Below are 18,900 nucleotides of genomic sequence, written 5' to 3' on the forward strand. Positions count from 1 at the left end.
GTATTGCGCCAGATCAAGCAAGCACCATGCCCGCCAGTCCTATCACAGGGGTCGCCACGCAGCGGCCCGTCCTTCGCGCCAACGGGAGAATCCGATGAATGCAAGCTCTTCAGGGCAGGGCCATACCCTCAAGCCCGTCCTGTCCACCCTGCAGCTCTGGGCCATTGCGGTCGGGCTGGTGATTTCCGGCGAATACTTTGGCTGGAGCTATGGCTGGGCCAGCGCCGGCACGCTGGGCTTCACGGTCACGGCCCTGTTCATTGCGGCCATGTATGCCACTTTCATCTTCAGCTTTACCGAACTGACTACTTCCATTCCCCATGCGGGTGGGCCGTTCGCCTACAGCAAGCGCGCCTTCGGGCCGGTGGGCGGCTACCTGGCGGGCGCGGCCACGCTCATCGAATTCGTCTTTGCGCCACCGGCCATCGCCCTGGCCATCGGCGCCTACCTCAATGTGCAGTTCCCCGATATCGATCCCAAGCTGGCGGCGCTGGGCGCGTATCTGGTGTTCATGACGCTCAATATCGTCGGGGTGCAGATTGCGGCCACCTTTGAGCTCTTCGTGACGCTGCTGGCGATCTTCGAATTGCTGGTCTTCATGGGGGTGGTGGCGCCTGGTTTCTCGCTGATCAATTTCACCAAGGGCGGCTGGTCGGGCAGTGACAGCTTCAGCCTGGCGGCGGTGCCAGGCATGTTCGCGGCGATCCCGTTTGCGATCTGGTTCTTCCTCGCCATCGAAGGCGTGGCCATGGCCGCCGAAGAAGCCAAGGACCCCAGGCGCTCCATTCCCATCGCCTACATCACCGGCATCCTCACGCTGGTGGTGCTGGCCATCGGCGTGATGCTCTTCGCTGGCGGGGCCGGCGACTGGACCAAGCTGGCCAATATCAATGATCCGCTGCCGCAGGCCATGAAACTGATCGTGGGCGGCAACAGCAACTGGTTGCACATGCTGGTGTGGCTGGGCCTGTTCGGGTTGGTGGCGTCGTTCCACGGCATCATCCTGGGCTACTCGCGCCAGATCTTTGCGCTGGCCCGCGAAGGCTATCTGCCTGCGTATTTCTCCAGGATCCATCCGCGCTTCAAGACGCCGCACCGCGCCATCCTGGCTGGCGGGGTGGTGGGCATCGCCGCCATCTACAGCGACGAGCTCATCAAGATCGGCGGCCAGACGCTCACCGCCAATATCGTCACCATGTCGGTGTTCGGTGCGATCCTGATGTACATCCTGTCGATGCTGTCGCTGTTGCGCCTGCGCCGCACCGAGCCTGGCCTGGAGCGGCCTTTCCGGGCGCCGCTGTATCCCTACTTCCCGGCCTTTGCATTGTTCGGTGCGCTGGTCTGCATGGCCACCATGATCTACTACAATCCGCTGATCTTCGGCATCTTCGTGGCGCTGATGGCACTGGGATATGTGTGCTACCTTGCATCGGCGCGTCATCGTTCGGGACGTGGCCTGCCGGCTTGAGGCGGGCACATGTGACAGCGCGCTTTTTCAGGGAGCAACCGATCATGTCGACACCTCGTTTTCGCCACAGCGCGGGGAGCACCAGCTACGCATTTCGTGATCTGAAGGAGCTCATGGCCAAGGCCAGCCCGGCGCGCTCAGGCGACTTGCTGGCCGGTGTGGCCGCTGCCAGTGCCGAGGAGCGCGCCATCGCACAGATGGCGCTGGCCGAGCTGCCGCTGAAGACCTTCCTCCAGGAGCCGCTGATTCCCTACGAAGACGATGAGGTCACCCGCCTCATCCTCGACAGTCATGACCGCGCAGCGTTTGCAGCGATTGCCCACCTGACCGTGGGCGACCTGCGCAACTGGCTGCTGGCCGACGACACCGACAGCACCGTACTGGCAGCGGTCGCCCCCGGTGTCACGCCGGAGATGGCGGCTGCCGTCTCCAAGATCATGCGCAATCAGGATCTGATCCTGGTGGCCAAGAAATGCCGTGTGGTCACGGCCTTTCGCAATACCATCGGCCTGCCCGGCCGCTTGTCCACGCGCCTGCAGCCCAATCACCCTACCGATGACGCCAGCGGCATTGCCGCCAGCATGCTCGATGGCCTGCTGTATGGCAACGGCGATGCGGTCATCGGTATCAATCCCGCCACGGACAACGTGCCGCAGGTGGTCAAGCTGGTCGGGATGATGGCCGAGGTGATCGCGCGCTACGAAATCCCCACGCAATCCTGCGTGCTGACCCACGTCACCAACACGATTGCGGCCATCGAGCGCGGCGCGCCGGTGGACCTGGTGTTCCAGTCGATTGCCGGGACCGAGGCAGCCAATCGCGGCTTCGGTATCGACCTGGCCATCCTGGCTGAGGCGCGTGCGGCGGCGCTGTCCCTGCAACGTGGCACCGTGGGTGACAACGTCATGTATTTCGAAACCGGTCAGGGCAGTGCGCTGTCGGCCAATGCCCATCATGGCGTCGATCAGCAGACCTGCGAAGCACGCGCCTATGCGGTGGCGCGGGCGTTCAAGCCGCTGCTGGTCAATACGGTAGTGGGTTTCATCGGGCCGGAATATCTTTATGACGGCAAGCAGATCATCCGTGCCGGACTGGAAGACCATTTCTGCGCCAAGCTGCTGGGCCTGCCCATGGGCTGCGATGTCTGCTACACCAACCACGCCGAGGCCGACCAGAACGACATGGATGTGCTCCTGACCCTGCTGGGCGTGGCAGGCTGCACCTTCATCATGGGCATTCCCGGTTCGGATGACATCATGCTCAACTATCAGACCACTTCCTTCCACGATGCCTTGTATGCCAGGCGGGTACTGGGTTCGCGTCCGGCTCCCGAATTCGAGGCGTGGCTGCAGCGGATGCAGATATTCAATGCGGGCGGCCAGGAGCAGGCATTCCGCCTGCATGCCGACATGCCGCCCGGTTTTCGCGATACCTTGCTGCGCCTTCAATGACCATGGACGACCACGAGCTTTCACCGCATGGTGCAGAAAACGTCAGCCCCGGTGCAGAAAACGTCACGGCCAATCCGTGGGAAGCCCTGCGCCGTTTTACCGCTGCACGCATCGCCCTGGGACGCAGTGGCGTCAGCCTGCCAACCGCGCCGCAGCTGGCTTTCCAGTTGGCCCATGCGCAGGCACGCGATGCCGTGCATCTGCCGCTGGACGTGGCTGGACTGAAGGATCAGTTGCAGCAACAAGGGATCTGCGCCGCCCAGGCTATCCCGGATGTACAGAGTGCGGCCGCCGATCGGCTGATGTACCTGCAGCGGCCGGACTTCGGGCGCAAGCTGTCGGAAAGTTCGCGCCAGCAGTTGCTTGAACGTTTCGGCACCGCGCCGCAGCGGCGCTTCGATGTGGGCTTCGTCATCGCTGATGGCTTGTCGGCGCTGGCCATCGTACGCAATGCCGCCCCTTTCCTGGCCCAGGTAATGCAGCGCATCGCGTCCGAAGGATGGTCGATGGCGCCACCGGTGATCGTGCAGCAGGGGCGGGTCGCGGTGGCTGACGAGATTGGTGAATTGCTGGGCGTGAAGCTGGTGGTGATCCTGATCGGCGAGCGACCGGGCTTGAGTTCGCCTGACAGCATGGGGCTCTATCTGACCTGGATGCCCTCGCGCGGGCTCACCGACGCCAGCCGCAACTGCATCTCCAATGTGCGGCCGGAAGGTCTGCCGTACGCCGAGGCGGCCTACAAGCTGCATTACCTGATGGCGCAGGCGCATGAGCGTGGCTTGTCGGGCGTGGCCTTGAAGGATGAGACGGCCAGTGCGGCAGAGGAACTGGATGTGCGGCGCAATTTCCTGCTGGGAGGCGATTGAGCCGGTAACTTCTGCTCGATACAGCGTTAACGGAAAAGGCCGCGAATCTGCATTCGCGGCCTTTTCGTTTTGCTGCCGGGGAGGTCGGATCATCCCTCCCGGCAACGATCAACGGCTTACAGCGATTCCAGCGCCTGGTTCAGCGTGGCGCTCGGACGCATCACGGCGAAGGTCTTTTCGCGATCCGGCAGGTAGTAGCCGCCGATGTCGACTTCCTTGCCCTGCACCGAGTTGAGCTCTTCGACGATCTTCTGCTCGTTCTCGGCCAGTGCCTTGGCCAGCGGTGCGAACTGCTTGGCCAGCTCGGCGTCGTCCTTCTGCGCGGCCAGTTCCTGGGCCCAGTACAGGGCCAGGTAGAAGTGGCTGCCACGGTTGTCCAGCTCACCGGTCTTGGGCGAGGGCGACTTGTTGTTGTCCAGCAGCTTGCCGGTGGCAGCATCCAGGGTCTTGGCCAGGATCTTGGCGCGGGCGTTGCCGGTCTTGATGCCGACGTCTTCGATGGACACCGCCAGGGCCAGGAATTCACCCAGCGAATCCCAGCGCAGGTGGTTTTCACCGACCAGCTGTTGCACGTGCTTGGGGGCCGAGCCGCCGGCACCGGTTTCGAACATGCCGCCACCGGCCATCAGCGGGACGATCGACAGCATCTTGGCCGAGGTGCCCAGTTCCATGATGGGGAACAGGTCGGTCAGGTAGTCGCGCAGGATGTTGCCGGTCACCGAGATGGTGTCCAGGCCGCGAATGACGCGTTCCAGGGTGTAACGCATGGCGCGCACTTGCGACATGATCTGGATGTCGGCACCGGTCAGGTCGTGATCCTTCAGGTAGGTGTTGACCTTCTTGATCAGTTCGGCTTCGTGCGGACGGTACGGATCCAGCCAGAACACGGCCGGCATGCCGGACAGGCGGGCGCGGGTCACGGCCAGCTTGACCCAGTCACGGACCGCTGCGTCCTTGACCTGGCACATGCGCCAGATGTCGCCTTCTTCCACGTTCTGCTCCAGCAGCACCTGGCCGTCCAGGGTGACGATGCGGGCCACGCCGGCCTGGGCGATTTCGAAGGTCTTGTCGTGCGAACCGTATTCTTCGGCCTTCTGGGCCATCAGGCCGACGTTGGGCACGGTACCCATGGTGGTCGGGTCGAAGGCGCCGTTGGTCTTGCAGAAGTTGATGATTTCCTGGTAGATGCGGGCGAAGGTCGATTCCGGCAGCAGAGCCTTGGTGTCTTCGGTCTTGCCGGCGGCGTTCCACATCTTGCCGCCTGCGCGGATCATGGCCGGCATGGAGGCGTCGACGATCACGTCGTTGGGGGCGTGCAGGTTGGTGATGCCCTTGGCGGAGTCCACCATGGCCAGGCGCGGGCGCTTGGCTTCATCGGCCTTCAGGTCGGCCAGCACTTCGGCCTTCTTGTCTTCGGGCAGGGTGTTGATCTTTTCGTAGACACCGGACATGCCGTTGTTCGGGTTCACGCCGATCTCGGCGAACAGCTTGGCGTGCTTGGTGAAGGTGTCCTTGTAGTAGGTGCGCACGGCGTGGCCGAAGACGATCGGGTGCGAGACCTTCATCATGGTGGCCTTGACGTGCACCGACAGCAGCAGGTCGGTGTCGAAGGCGTCCTGCATCTGCTCTTCGTAGTAGGCACAGAGGGCCTGCTTGCTCATGAACATGCTGTCGATGATTTCACCGGCTTGCAGCGAGATCTTCGGCTTCAGGACGATGGTTTCGCCGGACTTGGTGACCAGGTCCATCTTGACGTCCACGGCCTTGTCCAGGGTCAGGCTCTTTTCGCCGGCGTAGAAGTCGCCGCCGTGCATGTGCGCCACGTGGGTACGCGAGGCCATGGACCACTTGGCCATCGAGTGCGGGTGCTTGCGGGCGTAGTTCTTGACGGCGTTGGGCGCGCGGCGATCCGAGTTGCCTTCGCGCAGGACCGGGTTGACGGCGCTGCCGGTGACCTTGGCGTAACGCTTTTGCAGGGCCTTTTCTTCTTCGGTGGTCGGGTTTTCCGGGTAGTCCGGCAGCTTGTAGCCGCGCGATTGCAGTTCGCGGATGGCGGCTTGCAGTTGCAGGATCGAGGCGCTGATGTTGGGCAGCTTGATGATGTTGGCTTCCGGGCTCTGGGTCAGTGCGCCCAGTGCGGCCAGGTTGTCGGGGACTTTCTGCTCATCGGTGAGGTACTCGGGGAATTCAGCCAGGATACGCGCAGCCACCGAAATATCGCTTTCGACGACGTCGATGCCGGCCGCGGCGGTGAACTTCTTGACGATGGGCAAGAGCGAGTGGGTCGCCAGATAGGGTGCCTCGTCGGTCAGCGTATAGATGATGGTCGGGTTGCCAGTAGTCACGATGATGTCCTTGCGTTGGTGTGTTGATGTGCTTTGGTGCGATCCCCGCAGCGCCGGATGGTCCGCCCTGACTCTGTCGGCCTGGGCTGGCGCCACCTCCTTGTCGGCTGTGCTGCGCGGAAATTCGTCTCCCGGGGCGGCATGGCTGGCGTACTGCTGCCAGAGAGCCGCGGCAAAAAACAGCGGTAGTTTACTCCTAAGCGGGGCGAAATGCTTCAACTCTTATATAAGACTTGAAGAAATTTTTGCTTTTGACTCGATTCCTTCTCTGCTTTTATTCATCTCCCCCTGGCTCTGCTATTGTCATGCGTTCACTTTTTTCTATCGTCCGGCAATTTGCCGTACAATGCCAATCAAGGAGGAATTCATGATGCCTGCCGTTTCAACTGCGCGGCTTGAAGCCCGAATCAGTCCCGAATTGCAGCAATTGCTCAAGCGCGCCGCCGAGATCGAAGGGCGGACGTTGACGGATTTCGTTGTCGCGGCGGTCCAGGACGCGGCGCAACGAGCCATTGAGCAGGCAGAAGTGATCCGCTTGTCGCTGGAAGACCAGCAGCGCTTCGCCGATGCTCTTCTGTCGCCGCCGCCACCGTCGGCCGCATTGCGACGCGCCATGGTGCGTCATGACAAACTGCTGCGCAGCGAAGAATGACGCGCCCGCCGTTTCTGGTGACGGCGCTCGATATCGCATCTCACGACCGTAGTCGCTTTGAATCCGGTTCGCCTGCATTGAATCGCTACCTGCGCGAACAGGTGACGCAGGATATTCGCCGCCGTGTCGCTGCATGCTTCGTGGCGGTGGACGATGAGCAGCGCGTGGCAGGCTTCTACACGCTGGCCAGTGCCAGCGTTCCGCTGGCGGGACTGTCTGACGCGCTGCGCCGCAAGTTGCCGCGCTATGGCGCCATCCCTGCCATCCGTCTGGGACGCCTGGCAGTGGACCGTGAATTCAAAGGTCGCGGCCTCGGGGGCGCCTTGTTGGTCAATGCCTTGTATCGCGCCATCGCCGCCGAGATACCGGGCGCAGTCATGGTAGTTGATGCCAAAGACGCACAGGCAGCGGCCTTCTACCGGCATCATGGTTTCGTCGCCTTTCAGGATGTGCCGCTGACACTGTTCCTGCCGTTGACATCGGTCCGCCAAGTGTGAGTCCGTGTTTCTGCATCACCATAAAAAAGGGCCGCAACGCTGCGGCCCATCCCAATAGCTAGTACAAGAATCAGTCTCAGGCCGTCACCGCCTGCGGTGCCGCCTTGTTGCGGTACAGGATCAGGGTCGCAATCAGCCCGCACACGGCGGCTGCGCTCATCCAGATGCCCGGGGCGGCCTTGTCGCCGGTGGCCTGGATCAGACCCGTCGCAATGGCCGGGGTGAACCCGCCGAAGACGGCGGTGGCCAGGCTGTAGGCCAGCGAGAATCCTGCGGTGCGCACGTCGGCCGGCATCACTTCGGTCAGCGCCACCACCATCGCACCGTTGTAGCTGGCGTACAGGAAGGACAGCCACAGTTCGACCATCAGCATCTTGGCAAAGCTGGCGTCATGGACCAGCCAGTTCACGGCCGGGTAGGCGGTCAGGATGGTCAGGACGGTAAAGGTCACCAGGATGGGGCGACGGCCGATACGATCCGACAGCGCGCCCATGATGGGCAGCCAGATGAAGTTGGACAGACCCACGCACAAGGTCACGATCAGGCTGGACTCGGTGGACAGCATCAGGACCTTCTTGCCGAAGGTCGGGGTGTAGACCGTGATCAGGTAGAACGACACGGTCGTCATCGACACCAGCATCATGCCGGCGATCACCAGCTTCCAGTTCTCGATCATGGAGCGGAAGATCTGGCCGGTGCTGGGGCGGTGCTTGCGGCGCATGAACTCTTCGGTCTCCTGCAGCGAGCGGCGGATCACGAACAGCACCGGCACGATCAGGCAGCCGATGAAGAAGGGAACGCGCCAGCCCCAGTCACCGACCTGGGCCGGCGTGAGCGTGGTCGAGAGCAGGTAGCCGATGCCGGCCGCCACGATGATGGCCACCTGCTGGCTGCCCGACTGCCAGCTCACATAGAAGCCCTTGTTGCCGGGCGTGGCCATTTCGGCCAGGTAGACCGACACGCCGCCCAGTTCCACGCCGGCCGAGAAGCCTTGCAGCAGGCGGCCGATGAGCACCAGCATGGGGGCCAGCGCGCCGATGGTGGCGTAGGACGGGACAAAGGCGATGAGCATGGTGCCCAGCGCCATCAGGGCCAGGGTCACGATCAGGCCCTGGCGGCGGCCGACACGGTCCACATAGGCGCCCAGGATGATGGCGCCCAGCGGACGCATCAGGAAGCCGGCGCCGAAGGTCATGAAGGTCAGCATCAGCGAGGCAAAATCGTTGCCGCTGGGGAAGAAGGCCCTGGAGATATGCGTAGCGTAGAATCCGAACAGGAAGAAATCGAACATTTCCATGAAATTGCCGCTGGTCACGCGCAGCACCGTGGAAAACTTCGAGGGTGAAGAAGTGGATGTCGTCATGAGATGTGCCTCGTTATCTGTTGGGCGGACCGTGTTGATTCCGGTCTTGCGCCTGTCTCGTACTGCCCTGCGGCAGCCTGTGTCAGGATCTTTTTTAGTGGGAACAGCTATTGCGCCGGCGATTCTATGCCTGAAAGCGGCCCGTAGGACCGGCTTGCTGCACTGCGTATGCAAATATCGGTTTTTTCGATAGCTGGATGAAAGCTTCAGGCGCCATTTCTCTCACAAAACGCCCTGGGCAGGACAAACTGCGCTGCATCAAGGTGATGTCCGCCGGACTATGGTGCAATGCGGCAAAGCGCCATGATCCCGAACCCGGCTCGCACAGTACATCCATGAAAGGTCCCCATGAAAACCGCCGTCTACAGCGCCCGTCGTTACGACCAGACTCTGCTCTCAAGCGCCAATGCCGCCTGTGGTGCCGGACATGAACTGATCTTCCTGCAGGATCGTCTGGACAGCACGACTGCACAACTGGCCAGTGGCTGCGAGGCCGTGGCGGCCTTCGTCAATGACGACCTGGGGGCCGCCGTGCTGGAGCGGCTGGCCGGGCTGGGCGTGCGTTTCATCACCACGCGTTCTACCGGCTTCAATCACATCGATACCCAGGCGGCCCGTCGGCTGGGCATCACTGTGGCGCGGGTAGCGGATTACTCGCCGTATTCGGTGGCCGAGTTTGCCGTGGGCCTGCTGCTGGCAGTCAATCGCAAGATCGCACGTGCCAGCCTGCGTACGCGGGAAGGCAATTTCGAGCTGGAAGGCTTGATGGGCTTCGACCTGCACGGCAAGACCGTGGGGGTGATCGGGACCGGCAAGATCGGCGCGCTGTTCGCCCGCATCATGGCCGGTTTCGGCTGCACCGTGCTGGGCAGCGACCTGCATCACAATCCGGACTTCGAGGCGCCGGGCGGGCGTTACGTGAGCCGCGATGAACTCTTCGCCGCCAGTGACGTGATCTCGCTGCATTGCCCCCTCACCGAATCGACCCGCTACCTGGTCAATGCCGACAGCCTGGCGCTTGCCAAGCCCGGCTGCATCCTGGTCAATACCAGCCGCGGCGCCCTGGTGGATACGGAAGCTGCCATTGCTGCCTTGAAGAGCGGCCGCTTGCGCGGCTTGGCTATCGATGTCTATGAGCAGGAAGCCAGCCTGTTCTTCCAGGACCTGTCCTCGACCATCATTACCGACGACGTCATCCAGCGGCTGGTGTCCTTTCCCAACGTGATCGTCACCGGCCACCAGGCCTTCTTCACCGAAGAAGCCATCGGCCAGATCATGCAGACCACGATCGACAACCTCAGCGGTTTTGCCGCCGGGACCGACCTGGGTGAGCGGCGGGTGGCCTGATCAGGCGCTTGGGTGGTGGGGGTCGAAGAGCGTCCCCAACTGGTCACCGATGCGGGGACGCAAGTACGCGTACACGCGCCGGATGATGTGCTCGGCGTCATCGGCACCATAGGTCTGCGTCAATTGCCGCTGCATGTCGAAATGCAGGTAGAGCAGGCCGCGCAGGCTCTGGAAGGCGGTCGGATGATACTGGCCGCATACCTGTTCATTGTTGTCCAGCACCCGGTTGAGCACGCCGGGATCGAACAGGCGCACCTGGCAGATGACGGCGCAGCGGACGATTTCCATGTCCAGCGCTTCCAGTTCCTGGGTCAGTTCATCGGGGGTATGGCGCTCGGCGCTCAGCTTTTCGCTCATGACTGTCTTTCGGCGGAGGAGGGGGAGCGCCCAGCATAGCATTTGCTGCATCGCGGAAAACATGTCGAAGATCAATCCTGGTGGGATTGGCCTGGGTTGCCCCTGTCAATTCTGCAAATGACTTCACTTGCCGCAGAGGGAGGATACTGTCGCCCGGAGTCCGGCGGGGGCACATGCCGCCCCCGCTCCATTGGCCGCCGGTCTGGCGTGCCAGGGTCATTCCAGCGCTGCCGCCGGTCCGAAAAATTCATATCGGCTCTGCGCCGCCGGTACGCCCAGCGCGCCCAGTGCAGCCTTGATGGCCTTCATGAACGGCTTGGGACCGACGAAGTAGGCATCCACATCGCGCGTGGCCGGCAGCCATTGCTGCAGCAGCGCTGCATCGATGAAGCCGGTGGCATACGGTGCCGGGTCGCCCGCCCGCGCCCGCTCATAGCAGAAATGCGCCCGCAACTGCGGATGCCGCGCGGCCAGCTCTTCCACCTGGCGGCGGAAGGCATGCACGCCGCCGTGGCGCGCCGCGTGGATGAAATGCACCGGACGACCAGTCGGCAGGGCCGCTGTCAGCATGGTCATCATCGGCGTAACGCCCACGCCGCCGCTGATGAGCACCAGTGGCTTGTCACTGGCGCTGAGCGTGAAGTCGCCGGCGGGCGGGAACAGTTCCACCACCGACCCCACATGGATCTGGTCATGCAGCTGGCGCGAGACCTTGCCTTCGGGTTCGCGCTTGACGCTGATCCGGTACTGCAGCGGCTGGCCGTGCTGACGCAGCGGTGCCGACAGCGAATACTGGCGTCGCTGCTCCAGTCCGTCGACCACCATGCGCAGGCCGATGTACTGGCCCGGCTCGAAGTCCATCAGCGCACCACCATCCTGCGGCACGAAGTAGAAGGAGGTGATCTCCTCGCTCTCGGCCACCTTGCGCGTGACGACGAAATTGCGCGCCCCGCGCCAGCCACCGGGTGCGGCCGCCTTGGCATCGTATTGCTGGCGTTCGGCGCCGATCAGAATGTCGGCCAGCTGGCCATAGGCGGCGGCCCAGGCGTCGATGACGGCATCGGTGGCGATTTCCGCACCCAGCACTTCGCGGATGGCGCGCAGCAGGCAGTCGCCCACCATCGGGTAGTGCTCCGGCAGCACCTGCACGGCCACATGCTTGTTGATGATCTGCGCGGCCAGTGGGCCCAGTTCCTCCAGGCGGTCGATGTGGCGGGCGTACATCAGCACGCCGTTGGCCAGCGCCCGCGGCTGGTCGCCGCTGGCCTGGTGCGCACGGTTGAATAGCGGGTGGACCTGCGGATAGTCGCGCATGAGCATCTTGTAGAAATGCGTGGTCAGCGCCTCGCCCCCCGATTCGAGCAGGGGAACGGTGGATTTGACGATGGCGAGTTGGGCATCGGTAAGCATGCTGAACCTTTCAGGAGAGTGGGGAAGGGGCCGGAATAGCCGGTTCCCTCTCCTTGTTACAAGACGCGTGCCACCGCATGAATCCAATGAAATCAATGACTTGCTGATTGATGAGGTAGTAATGACCTGTGTCATAATGACTTTTTATTCTTTCGCTGGTAGTCGATATGATCTCAAAAGTGCTGCTGGACGCCTTGTTGCCCCTGGTGGCCGACCTCTCGCGCCAGATCGATGATCGTGAGCGCTATCGCCGCCTGCTGCAGACCTTGCGCACGCTCTTTCCCTGCGATGCGGCTGCGCTGCTGCGGCTGGAGGGTGAGATGCTGGTGCCGCTGGCCATCGACGGACTGGCCAGTGACACGCTGGGACGACGTTTCCGCATTGCCGACCATCCGCGCTTCGGCGTCTTGCTGGCCAATGCCGCGCCGACACGCTTTCCTGCCGATTCGACTCTGCCGGACCCTTACGATGGCCTGGTCGACGGCTTGAACGATGCCCATTCGGGCGCGCTGGAAGTGCATGACTGCATGGGGTGCGCGCTGTCCGTCAATGGTCGCCCCTGGGGCCTGGTCACGCTCGATGCGCTGGGGGCGGGACGTTTCGACCAGGTGGACATGGCCTCGCTGCAAGCCTTTGCGGCACTGGCGGCGGCGACAGTCAACGTGGCCGAACGCATCGACGATCTGGCGCAAGCCGGGGAACAGGCACGCCAGCGCGCCGAAGCCTACCGGCTGGGGCTGGAGGAGAGCCAGGGCAAGCGCGAACTGATCGGACAGAGTCCCGCCCGGAAGCAACTGCTGGACGAGATCCGCATGGCCGCGCCCAGCGACATGACCGTGCTGGTCAGCGGTGAGACCGGCACCGGCAAGGAGCTGGTGGCGCACGCCCTGCATGCCGCTTCGCCGCGCGCCCACAAGCCCATGATCAGCCTGAACTGTGCCGCCTTGCCCGACACCTTGGTGGAGAGCGAATTGTTCGGCCACGTGCGCGGCGCCTTTTCCGGCGCGGTGGCGGATCGACGGGGCAAGTTCGAGATGGCCGATGGCGGCACCTTGTTCCTGGATGAAGTCGGGGAACTGCCGCTGGCGGTGCAGGCCAAGCTGTTGCGGGTGCTGCAGAGCGGGCAGTTGCAGCGGGTGGGCTCGGACCGCGAACACCGCGTGGACGTTCGGCTGATCGCGGCCACCAATCGCGATCTGTCCGAGGAGGTCAAACGCGGCCATTTCCGGGCTGATTTCTATCATCGTCTTTCGGTCTTTCCGATTCGCGTACCGCCCTTGCGCGAGCGCGGACGTGACGTGCTGCTGCTGGCGGGCTATTTCCTGGAACAGAACCGGGCGCGCCTGGGCCTGGCCAGCCTGCGCCTGTCCGCCGACGCCCAGCGCGCCTTGCTGGAGTACCCCTGGCCCGGCAACATCCGCGAACTGGAGCACCTGATTGGCCGCAGCGCCCTGCGCGCCCTGGCCGCGCAAGCGCGGCGGCCGAACATCCTCACGCTGGAGGCGACCTCACTCGAACTGGATCAGGCACGCACGGCAGCGCCGCCGCAGCAAAGCGCGTCGGAGCAGGATGATCCGGGTCCTCCGGTGCCGAACCTGCGGTCCGCGGTGGAGCGCTTCGAGCGCAAGCTGGTGGCCGACAGCCTGCAGCGCCATGGCGGCAACCTGGCCGCCAGCGCGCGCGAACTGGGCCTGGACCGGGCCAACCTGAACCGCCTGGCCAGGCGCCTGGGCCTGCGCTAGCCGTGGGACGGCGGTTTCCGGGCGATATGAAGAAAAAGAAAAGAAAACGGCCGGAATCCTTCAGGGCCGGGACCCTTCCTGATTCCGGCCGCAATGGCCATGAAGCTTCGTGTCAAAAACCGCGAAGCCCGGGACGACATCAGAGCTACGACATCAGACCTGTTGGTGCTCCACGTCCAGTTCTGCCAGCTGGCCGCGAATGCGGATGGCCGTCAGGTTGCGGGCCGCTGCGGCATCGTCGTTGACGTGCTGCAGGTCTTCGGGCGGGGCGCTGACGACCTTCACGGGTGCGCTTGCAGGGTCGGTGCCGGTAATGCCGGGGTTGAGTTGCGACATGATGATCTCCAAGGGATGAAAATCTCGTGCAGGCCCGCCGGTGGCAATGCAGGGCGGGCGGGACTGCCCTGCGCGATATCAGGGATATGAACGTTTTGGCAATCCGAATGATGCAATATTAGCCGTTTTGGTTGCGCTGCAACAGGTAGTGAGCAGCTTAATTTTTTGCAGGAAGTCGCGCAATGTTGAAGCCTGGCAATCCTCGTGGGTCGACGCCTGAGTCCGGGGCCGGGCGGTCGCTGCCACGGATGAGGGATACAGGGGCGCAATGACGACGGGCTGCACATAGCGAGGTTCAATTTGCGCCTCCGTCCCCGGCTCACTAACATGAAGCTTCCTTGCGCCTGACGTAAGCAATGAGGGTTCGGGACGCACTTCCTGCTTGCCGTCTTGGTGGTGCTCGCTGCGAAACGATTTAAATTATTTAAAGTATTTAAATGGTTTAAATCGTTTATATAGTTTGGATGCTTCAAAGCGTTCATGCCGCCCGAATCATTGCGCCGTTTCACCAGCTCATCTGGCAACGCAGTGCCAATGCAGCGTTGCCAGCTCTTCCGTGATCGACCACCGCAAGCCGCCAGCAAGATCCCGGCGCAGCGCGTCAACGCAGGCGCGCATGAGGGATTTTTCGCCGCGCTGCAACAGTAGGATTCATCCTACGCCATCTCAGGCCGCTGTCCGATAGTGAGCGGATCTGCCGATCCGTATAACGTCAATCATCGGCGCTCAACAGACTGTCCAGTCCAACATCAACAAGAAGGACATGTTTTCGCCCCGGCCACCGGATCAAGCCACGGCCGGGACGACAAACCATGCGATGCGACGAGCCAAGGGTGCTTTCCATCTCAGGTGCTTTCACACATTAGGGGTCCATCTTGCAAGCTCGAGTTCTGTTAGTCAGCTCAGAGGCCGTACCGCTCGTCAAGACCGGTGGCCTGGCCGACGTGATGACGGCGCTGGCCGTATCGCTGCGCAAAGTCGGTATCGATGCCAGCATCCTCATGCCCGCCTATCCGGAGGCGGTGCGCAACCTTGGCGACACGGTACAGATCGGTTTGAAGCACGGTCTGCCCGGTGGCGCCGGCCGCCTCTTGCGCGGCACCATCCCCGGCACCGAGGTGCCGGCGCTGTTGCTGGATACGGCGCGTTTTCGCCAGCGTGGCGCCAATCCCTACGTCGATAGTGATGGCGTCGAGTTCAGCGACAACGCCCTGTGCTTCGCCGATCTGTCGCATGCGGCCGTGGCCATCTGCGCCGGCGAAACCAGTCTGCCGGTGCCGCACGTGGTGCATGCCAACGACTGGCATGCCGGCCTGATTCCCTGCCTGCTCAAGCTGCGCGGGCTGGATCACATCGGCACCATGCTGACCATCCACAATCTCGCCTTCCAGGGCAATTTTGCGCTGGAATCGGCCGAGCAGATCGGCATCCCCCAGCATCTCCTGACCGGCGACGGCGTCGAATACTGGGGCAAGCTGTCCTTCCTCAAGGCCGGCATCCGCTTCTCGGACTGCGTCTCCACCGTCAGCAAGAACTACGCCGAAGAGATCATGACCCCGCGCTTCGGCTGCGGCATGGACGGCATCCTGTCCTTCCGCAAGCTGGACCTGCGCGCCATCCCCAATGCCATCGATGCCGCGCTGTGGAATCCCGCTGATGATCCGCTCATTGCCCGCAACTTCAGCATCGGCAACATGAAGGGCAAGGCCGCCTGCAAGCGCGACCTGCAAAAGCTCTTCGGCCTGCCGGTTGATCCCTTCGCCCCGGTGATGGGTCTGGGCTCGCGGATCTCGCACCAGAAGATGGCCGATGTGGTGATCGAGGCACTGCCCGGCATCATGGCGCGCCATCCGCGCCTGCAGGTGGTGATCCTGGGGTGTGGCGACCATGATTACGAAGCGGCCTTCCTCGATCTGGCCGAGCACTATCGCGGTCGCATCGCCGTGCATATCGGCTATGACGAGCGTCGTGCCCACGCCCTGCACGCCGGCAGCGACATGCTGCTGCACCCGACCCGTTTCGAGCCTTTCGGCCTCACGCCCCTGTATGCGATGCGTTACGGCGCCATCCCCATCGGCTCGCGTGTGGGCGGGCTGGTCGATACCGTCCGCGATGCCGACCTCGACCCGCAGCGCGCCACCGGCGTGCTCTTCGAAGGCGAGACCGCAGTCGACATGCAGCATGCCGTGGCACGTGCCTTCGCCCTCTACGGTGACACGGAGCGCTGGCAGAGCGTGCAGCGCAATGCCATGAGCATCGACTGCGACTGGGCCGGACCCACCCGCGCCTATCTCGATGCCTATGCCCACGTGGCCGACATGGCGGTGCGTCCGCTGTTCGCTCCACGTCCGCTGGCCGTCGAACGGCCCGCCGCACAGGCCCATGCTCAGCATGAGCGCGCGGTCAGCCCGGCTGCCGCCATCGCTGCGGCACTGGCGGGGGCGGTGGGCGTACCGGTGTCAGTGGCCGCTGCCTGAGCGACGCTTGCGGGGCCCGCTGAGCTCTGGGCCCTGGCGACATTCCGATCTGATCCTCACTCGGTCCACGTGGGCCGGGCAGGGGAAGCGTTTGCCGGCGCGCCGCTCCAACGCGCCGGTTTTTGATTTCGCTTTTTTGCGTTATTTCGATCAACCCGATAACAACAACAGGAGTGTGCATGTCCGGCATGTCTGTCACGGCGTACAGGGCTTCCACGGAGTCCATGGAAGATGTTTCCGACGCCAGCTCGGCGCAACCGTCTTCGCCCTCTCATTGCACCGGTTTCCCGGAGCAAACTGCCTTGTCCCTTTCCTTTGAAGAACAGGGCCTGCTCCAGGCCCTGCTGGCAGGGCGTCTGGCGCAGCCCTTCAGCCTGCTGGGCCCGCGCTATGGGCGCCAGCCCGGCGGCGTGTCGTCCCTTCGCGCCTTCCACCCCGGTGCCGCCGCAGTGCGGGTGCGCTGCCGCCACAGTGGCGTGTTGCTGGGCGAGTTGCAGCAATTCCAGCTGCACGGGCAAGCCAGCGGTTTCTTCAGCGGCGTGGTCACCGGGCTGGACCAGCGGCGCCATGCAGTGCCTTATACGCTGGAGGTAGACTGGCCGATCCCCGACGGCAGCCGCAGCGTGCAAGCGACCGAGGATCCTTATGCCTTCGGCCTGCTGCTTGGTGAGCTCGACCTGCACCTGCTGCAGGAGGGGCGGCATCGTCAGCTGGCCGATTGCCTGGGTGCGCGCCCGATGGAGATCGATGGCGTACCCGGTACCCGCTTTGCGGTGTGGGCCCCCAATGCCGAGCGCGTCTCGGTGGTGGGCGACTTCAACCAGTGGGATGGCCGCCGCCATGTCATGCGCCTGCGCCACGAGCCGGGCGTGTGGGAGCTGTTCATTCCGCGCATCGGTCCCGGCGACGTCTACAAGTACGAGATCGTCGGGCGCGACGGCGTGTTGCTGCCGCTCAAGGCCGATCCGGTGGCGCGCGCGACCGAAGCCCCGCCGGCCACTGCCTCGGTGGTGGCCGACGCTCGTCCTTATCTCTGGCAGGATCAGCAGTGGATGGCCGAGCGTGCACAGCGCCAGTCGCGCTCGGCGCCGATGTCCATCTACGAGCTCCATCCCGCTTCCTGGCGCCGCGTGCCGGAACAGGCCCATCGCAACCTGAGCTGGGATGAGCTGGCCGATCAGCTGATCCCCTATGTGCTGGAGATGGGCTTTACCCATATCGAACTCATGCCGGTGATGGAGCATCCCTTCGGCGGCTCCTGGGGCTACCAGCCCATCAGCATGTTTGCGCCCAGCGCGCGCTTCGGCAAGCCGGAGCGCTTCGCCGCCTTCGTCGACCGTTGCCACCAGGCCGGCATCGGCGTGCTGCTGGACTGGGTGCCGGCGCATTTCCCGAGTGACCAGCATGGGCTGGCGCAATTCGACGGCACCGCGCTCTACGAGCACGCCGATCCGCGCGAGGGCTTCCACCAGGATTGGAACACGCTGATCTTCAATCTCGGCCGCAATGAAGTGCGCGGCTTCCTGATCGCCAGCGCCCTGGAGTGGATTGAGCATTTCCACGTCGACGGTCTGCGTGTGGATGCGGTGGCCTCGATGCTCTATCGCGATTACAGCCGCAAGTCCGGCCAGTGGGTGCCCAACGTTCACGGTGGCCGCGAGAACCTGGAGGCCGTGGCCTTCCTGCGCGAGCTCAATACCGTGGTGGCGCAGCGCTGCCCCGGTGTGCTGATGATCGCCGAGGAATCCACCTCCTGGCCCGGCGTGACCGCCGAGGTCAAGGACCAGGCCGATCATCACGGCCTGGGCTTCAGCTACAAGTGGAACATGGGCTGGATGAACGACACCCTGCGCTACATGGAACATGACCCGCTGTTCCGGCGTTATCACCATCACGACATGACATTCGGTCTGCTGTATGGATTCTCCGAAAACTTCATCTTGCCGATATCGCACGATGAGGTGGTCCACGGCAAGCGCGCGCTGTTGAACAAGATGCCGGGCGATGAATGGCGCCGCTTTGCCAACGTGCGCGCCTATTTCGGCTTCATGTGGAGCCATCCCGGCAAGAAGCTGCTGTTCATGGGCAGCGAGTTCGGCCAGCCCGATGAGTTCGACCATGACAAGTCGCCCTACTGGCATCTGCTGGATGAACACGGCGGCCATCCTGCCGGGCACCGCCAGTTGCGCCAGCTGGTCAGCGATCTCAATCATCTCTATCGCAGCGAACCGGCCCTGCACCAGCGCGACTGTCGCACCGATGGCTTCTCGTGGGCGGTGGGCGACGACAGCGTCAACAGCGTGCTGGCGTATTTCCGCTATGCCGATGAAGGTCCGCCGGTGCTCATCGTGGTCAACCTGACGCCGGTGCCGCGCACCCGCTACCGCATCGGCGTGCCGCCCGCTGCACCCGGCCGCAACGGGGTCTGGCGCGAAGTGCTCAACACCGATGCCGCCGTCTATGGCGGCAGCAACAGCGGCAACCTGGGCCAGGTGCAAGTGCAGGACGTCGGCTGGCATGGCCACCCGACTTCCATCGAGCTGAACCTGCCTCCGCTGTCCACCCTGATCCTGCGCAGAGAGTCCTGAT

At 63.5% G+C, this 18,900-nt stretch carries 14 protein-coding genes; 9 read left to right on the forward strand and 5 right to left on the reverse strand.

Annotated features, from left to right (window positions below):
• Positions 1-94 precede the first annotated feature (94 nt).
• From eat to eutC, 3 genes are read left to right on the forward strand one after another with little or no spacing between them, the layout of a single operon-like run.
• The gene (gene eat / locus HNO82_RS09160) at positions 95-1,468 is read left to right on the forward strand and encodes an ethanolamine permease (protein WP_175343473.1); all 1,374 of its coding nucleotides are present in this window, start codon (positions 95-97) and stop codon (positions 1,466-1,468) included.
• Positions 1,469-1,512: 44 nt separating this feature from the next.
• Positions 1,513-2,919, forward strand: a complete 1,407-nt coding sequence (locus HNO82_RS09165) for an ethanolamine ammonia-lyase subunit EutB (RefSeq protein WP_175343474.1) — start codon at positions 1,513-1,515, stop codon at positions 2,917-2,919.
• Positions 2,916-3,785, forward strand: coding sequence for an ethanolamine ammonia-lyase subunit EutC (eutC, locus tag HNO82_RS09170; RefSeq protein ID WP_175343475.1), 870 nt, complete (start codon positions 2,916-2,918; stop codon positions 3,783-3,785). Before HNO82_RS09165 ends, eutC begins: the two co-directional genes overlap by 4 nt.
• A gap of 116 nt (positions 3,786-3,901) precedes the next feature.
• On the opposite strand, the gene HNO82_RS09175 is transcribed toward eutC, so the two are convergent.
• On the reverse strand, positions 3,902-6,130 hold the full coding sequence (locus HNO82_RS09175) for an NADP-dependent isocitrate dehydrogenase (protein WP_175343476.1): 2,229 nt from the start codon (positions 6,128-6,130) through the stop codon (positions 3,902-3,904).
• 367 nt (positions 6,131-6,497) lie between these two features.
• Between HNO82_RS09175 and HNO82_RS09180 the strand changes: the two genes are divergently transcribed.
• Positions 6,498-6,782, forward strand: a complete 285-nt coding sequence (locus tag HNO82_RS09180) for a type II toxin-antitoxin system TacA family antitoxin (protein WP_008329267.1) — start codon at positions 6,498-6,500, stop codon at positions 6,780-6,782.
• Positions 6,779-7,279 (forward strand): GNAT family N-acetyltransferase, encoded by a 501-nt coding sequence (locus tag HNO82_RS09185; protein ID WP_175343477.1) that lies wholly within the window; start codon positions 6,779-6,781, stop codon positions 7,277-7,279. Before HNO82_RS09180 ends, HNO82_RS09185 begins: the two co-directional genes overlap by 4 nt.
• A 76-nt stretch (positions 7,280-7,355) precedes the next feature.
• Here HNO82_RS09185 and HNO82_RS09190 read toward each other — a convergent pair whose 3' ends face one another.
• Positions 7,356-8,642 carry an MFS transporter gene (locus HNO82_RS09190; RefSeq protein WP_008329259.1) on the reverse strand — a complete coding sequence of 429 codons (1,287 nt, stop codon included), beginning with the start codon at positions 8,640-8,642 and terminating at the stop codon, positions 7,356-7,358.
• 348 nt (positions 8,643-8,990) lie between these two features.
• On the opposite strand from HNO82_RS09190, the gene HNO82_RS09195 reads away from it, so the two are divergent.
• Complete coding sequence (locus HNO82_RS09195) at positions 8,991-9,989, forward strand: 2-hydroxyacid dehydrogenase (protein ID WP_175343478.1); 999 nt, start codon at positions 8,991-8,993, stop codon at positions 9,987-9,989.
• Here HNO82_RS09195 and HNO82_RS09200 read toward each other — a convergent pair whose 3' ends face one another.
• Together HNO82_RS09200 and hmpA are read right to left on the reverse strand one after the other, a co-directional pair.
• Positions 9,990-10,346 carry a hypothetical protein gene (locus HNO82_RS09200; protein ID WP_008329255.1) on the reverse strand — a complete coding sequence of 119 codons (357 nt, stop codon included), beginning with the start codon at positions 10,344-10,346 and terminating at the stop codon, positions 9,990-9,992.
• A gap of 216 nt (positions 10,347-10,562) precedes the next feature.
• Positions 10,563-11,756 (reverse strand): NO-inducible flavohemoprotein, encoded by a 1,194-nt coding sequence (gene hmpA, locus HNO82_RS09205; RefSeq protein WP_008329253.1) that lies wholly within the window; start codon positions 11,754-11,756, stop codon positions 10,563-10,565.
• Between the two features lie 167 nt (positions 11,757-11,923).
• Here hmpA and norR point away from each other — a divergent pair, with 167 nt between their 5' ends.
• Positions 11,924-13,498 carry a nitric oxide reductase transcriptional regulator NorR gene (norR, locus tag HNO82_RS09210; protein WP_175343479.1) on the forward strand — a complete coding sequence of 525 codons (1,575 nt, stop codon included), beginning with the start codon at positions 11,924-11,926 and terminating at the stop codon, positions 13,496-13,498.
• Between the two features lie 153 nt (positions 13,499-13,651).
• On the opposite strand, the gene HNO82_RS09215 is transcribed toward norR, so the two are convergent.
• Entirely contained in the window at positions 13,652-13,834 is a 183-nt protein-coding gene (locus tag HNO82_RS09215; RefSeq protein WP_175343480.1) for a hypothetical protein, read from the reverse strand.
• Between the two features lie 875 nt (positions 13,835-14,709).
• On the opposite strand from HNO82_RS09215, the gene glgA reads away from it, so the two are divergent.
• Together glgA and glgB are read left to right on the forward strand one after the other, a co-directional pair.
• Positions 14,710-16,311, forward strand: a complete 1,602-nt coding sequence (gene glgA, locus HNO82_RS09220) for a glycogen synthase GlgA (RefSeq protein WP_175343481.1) — start codon at positions 14,710-14,712, stop codon at positions 16,309-16,311.
• A gap of 224 nt (positions 16,312-16,535) precedes the next feature.
• Positions 16,536-18,899: a 1,4-alpha-glucan branching protein GlgB gene (gene glgB, locus HNO82_RS09225; RefSeq protein ID WP_502709270.1), complete on the forward strand. Its 2,364-nt coding sequence runs from the start codon at positions 16,536-16,538 to the stop codon at positions 18,897-18,899.
• Position 18,900 lies beyond the last annotated feature (1 nt).

Source organism: Herbaspirillum sp. C9C3, from assembly GCF_013359625.1.
In the GTDB taxonomy this organism is placed as follows: domain Bacteria; phylum Pseudomonadota; class Gammaproteobacteria; order Burkholderiales; family Burkholderiaceae_D; genus Herbaspirillum.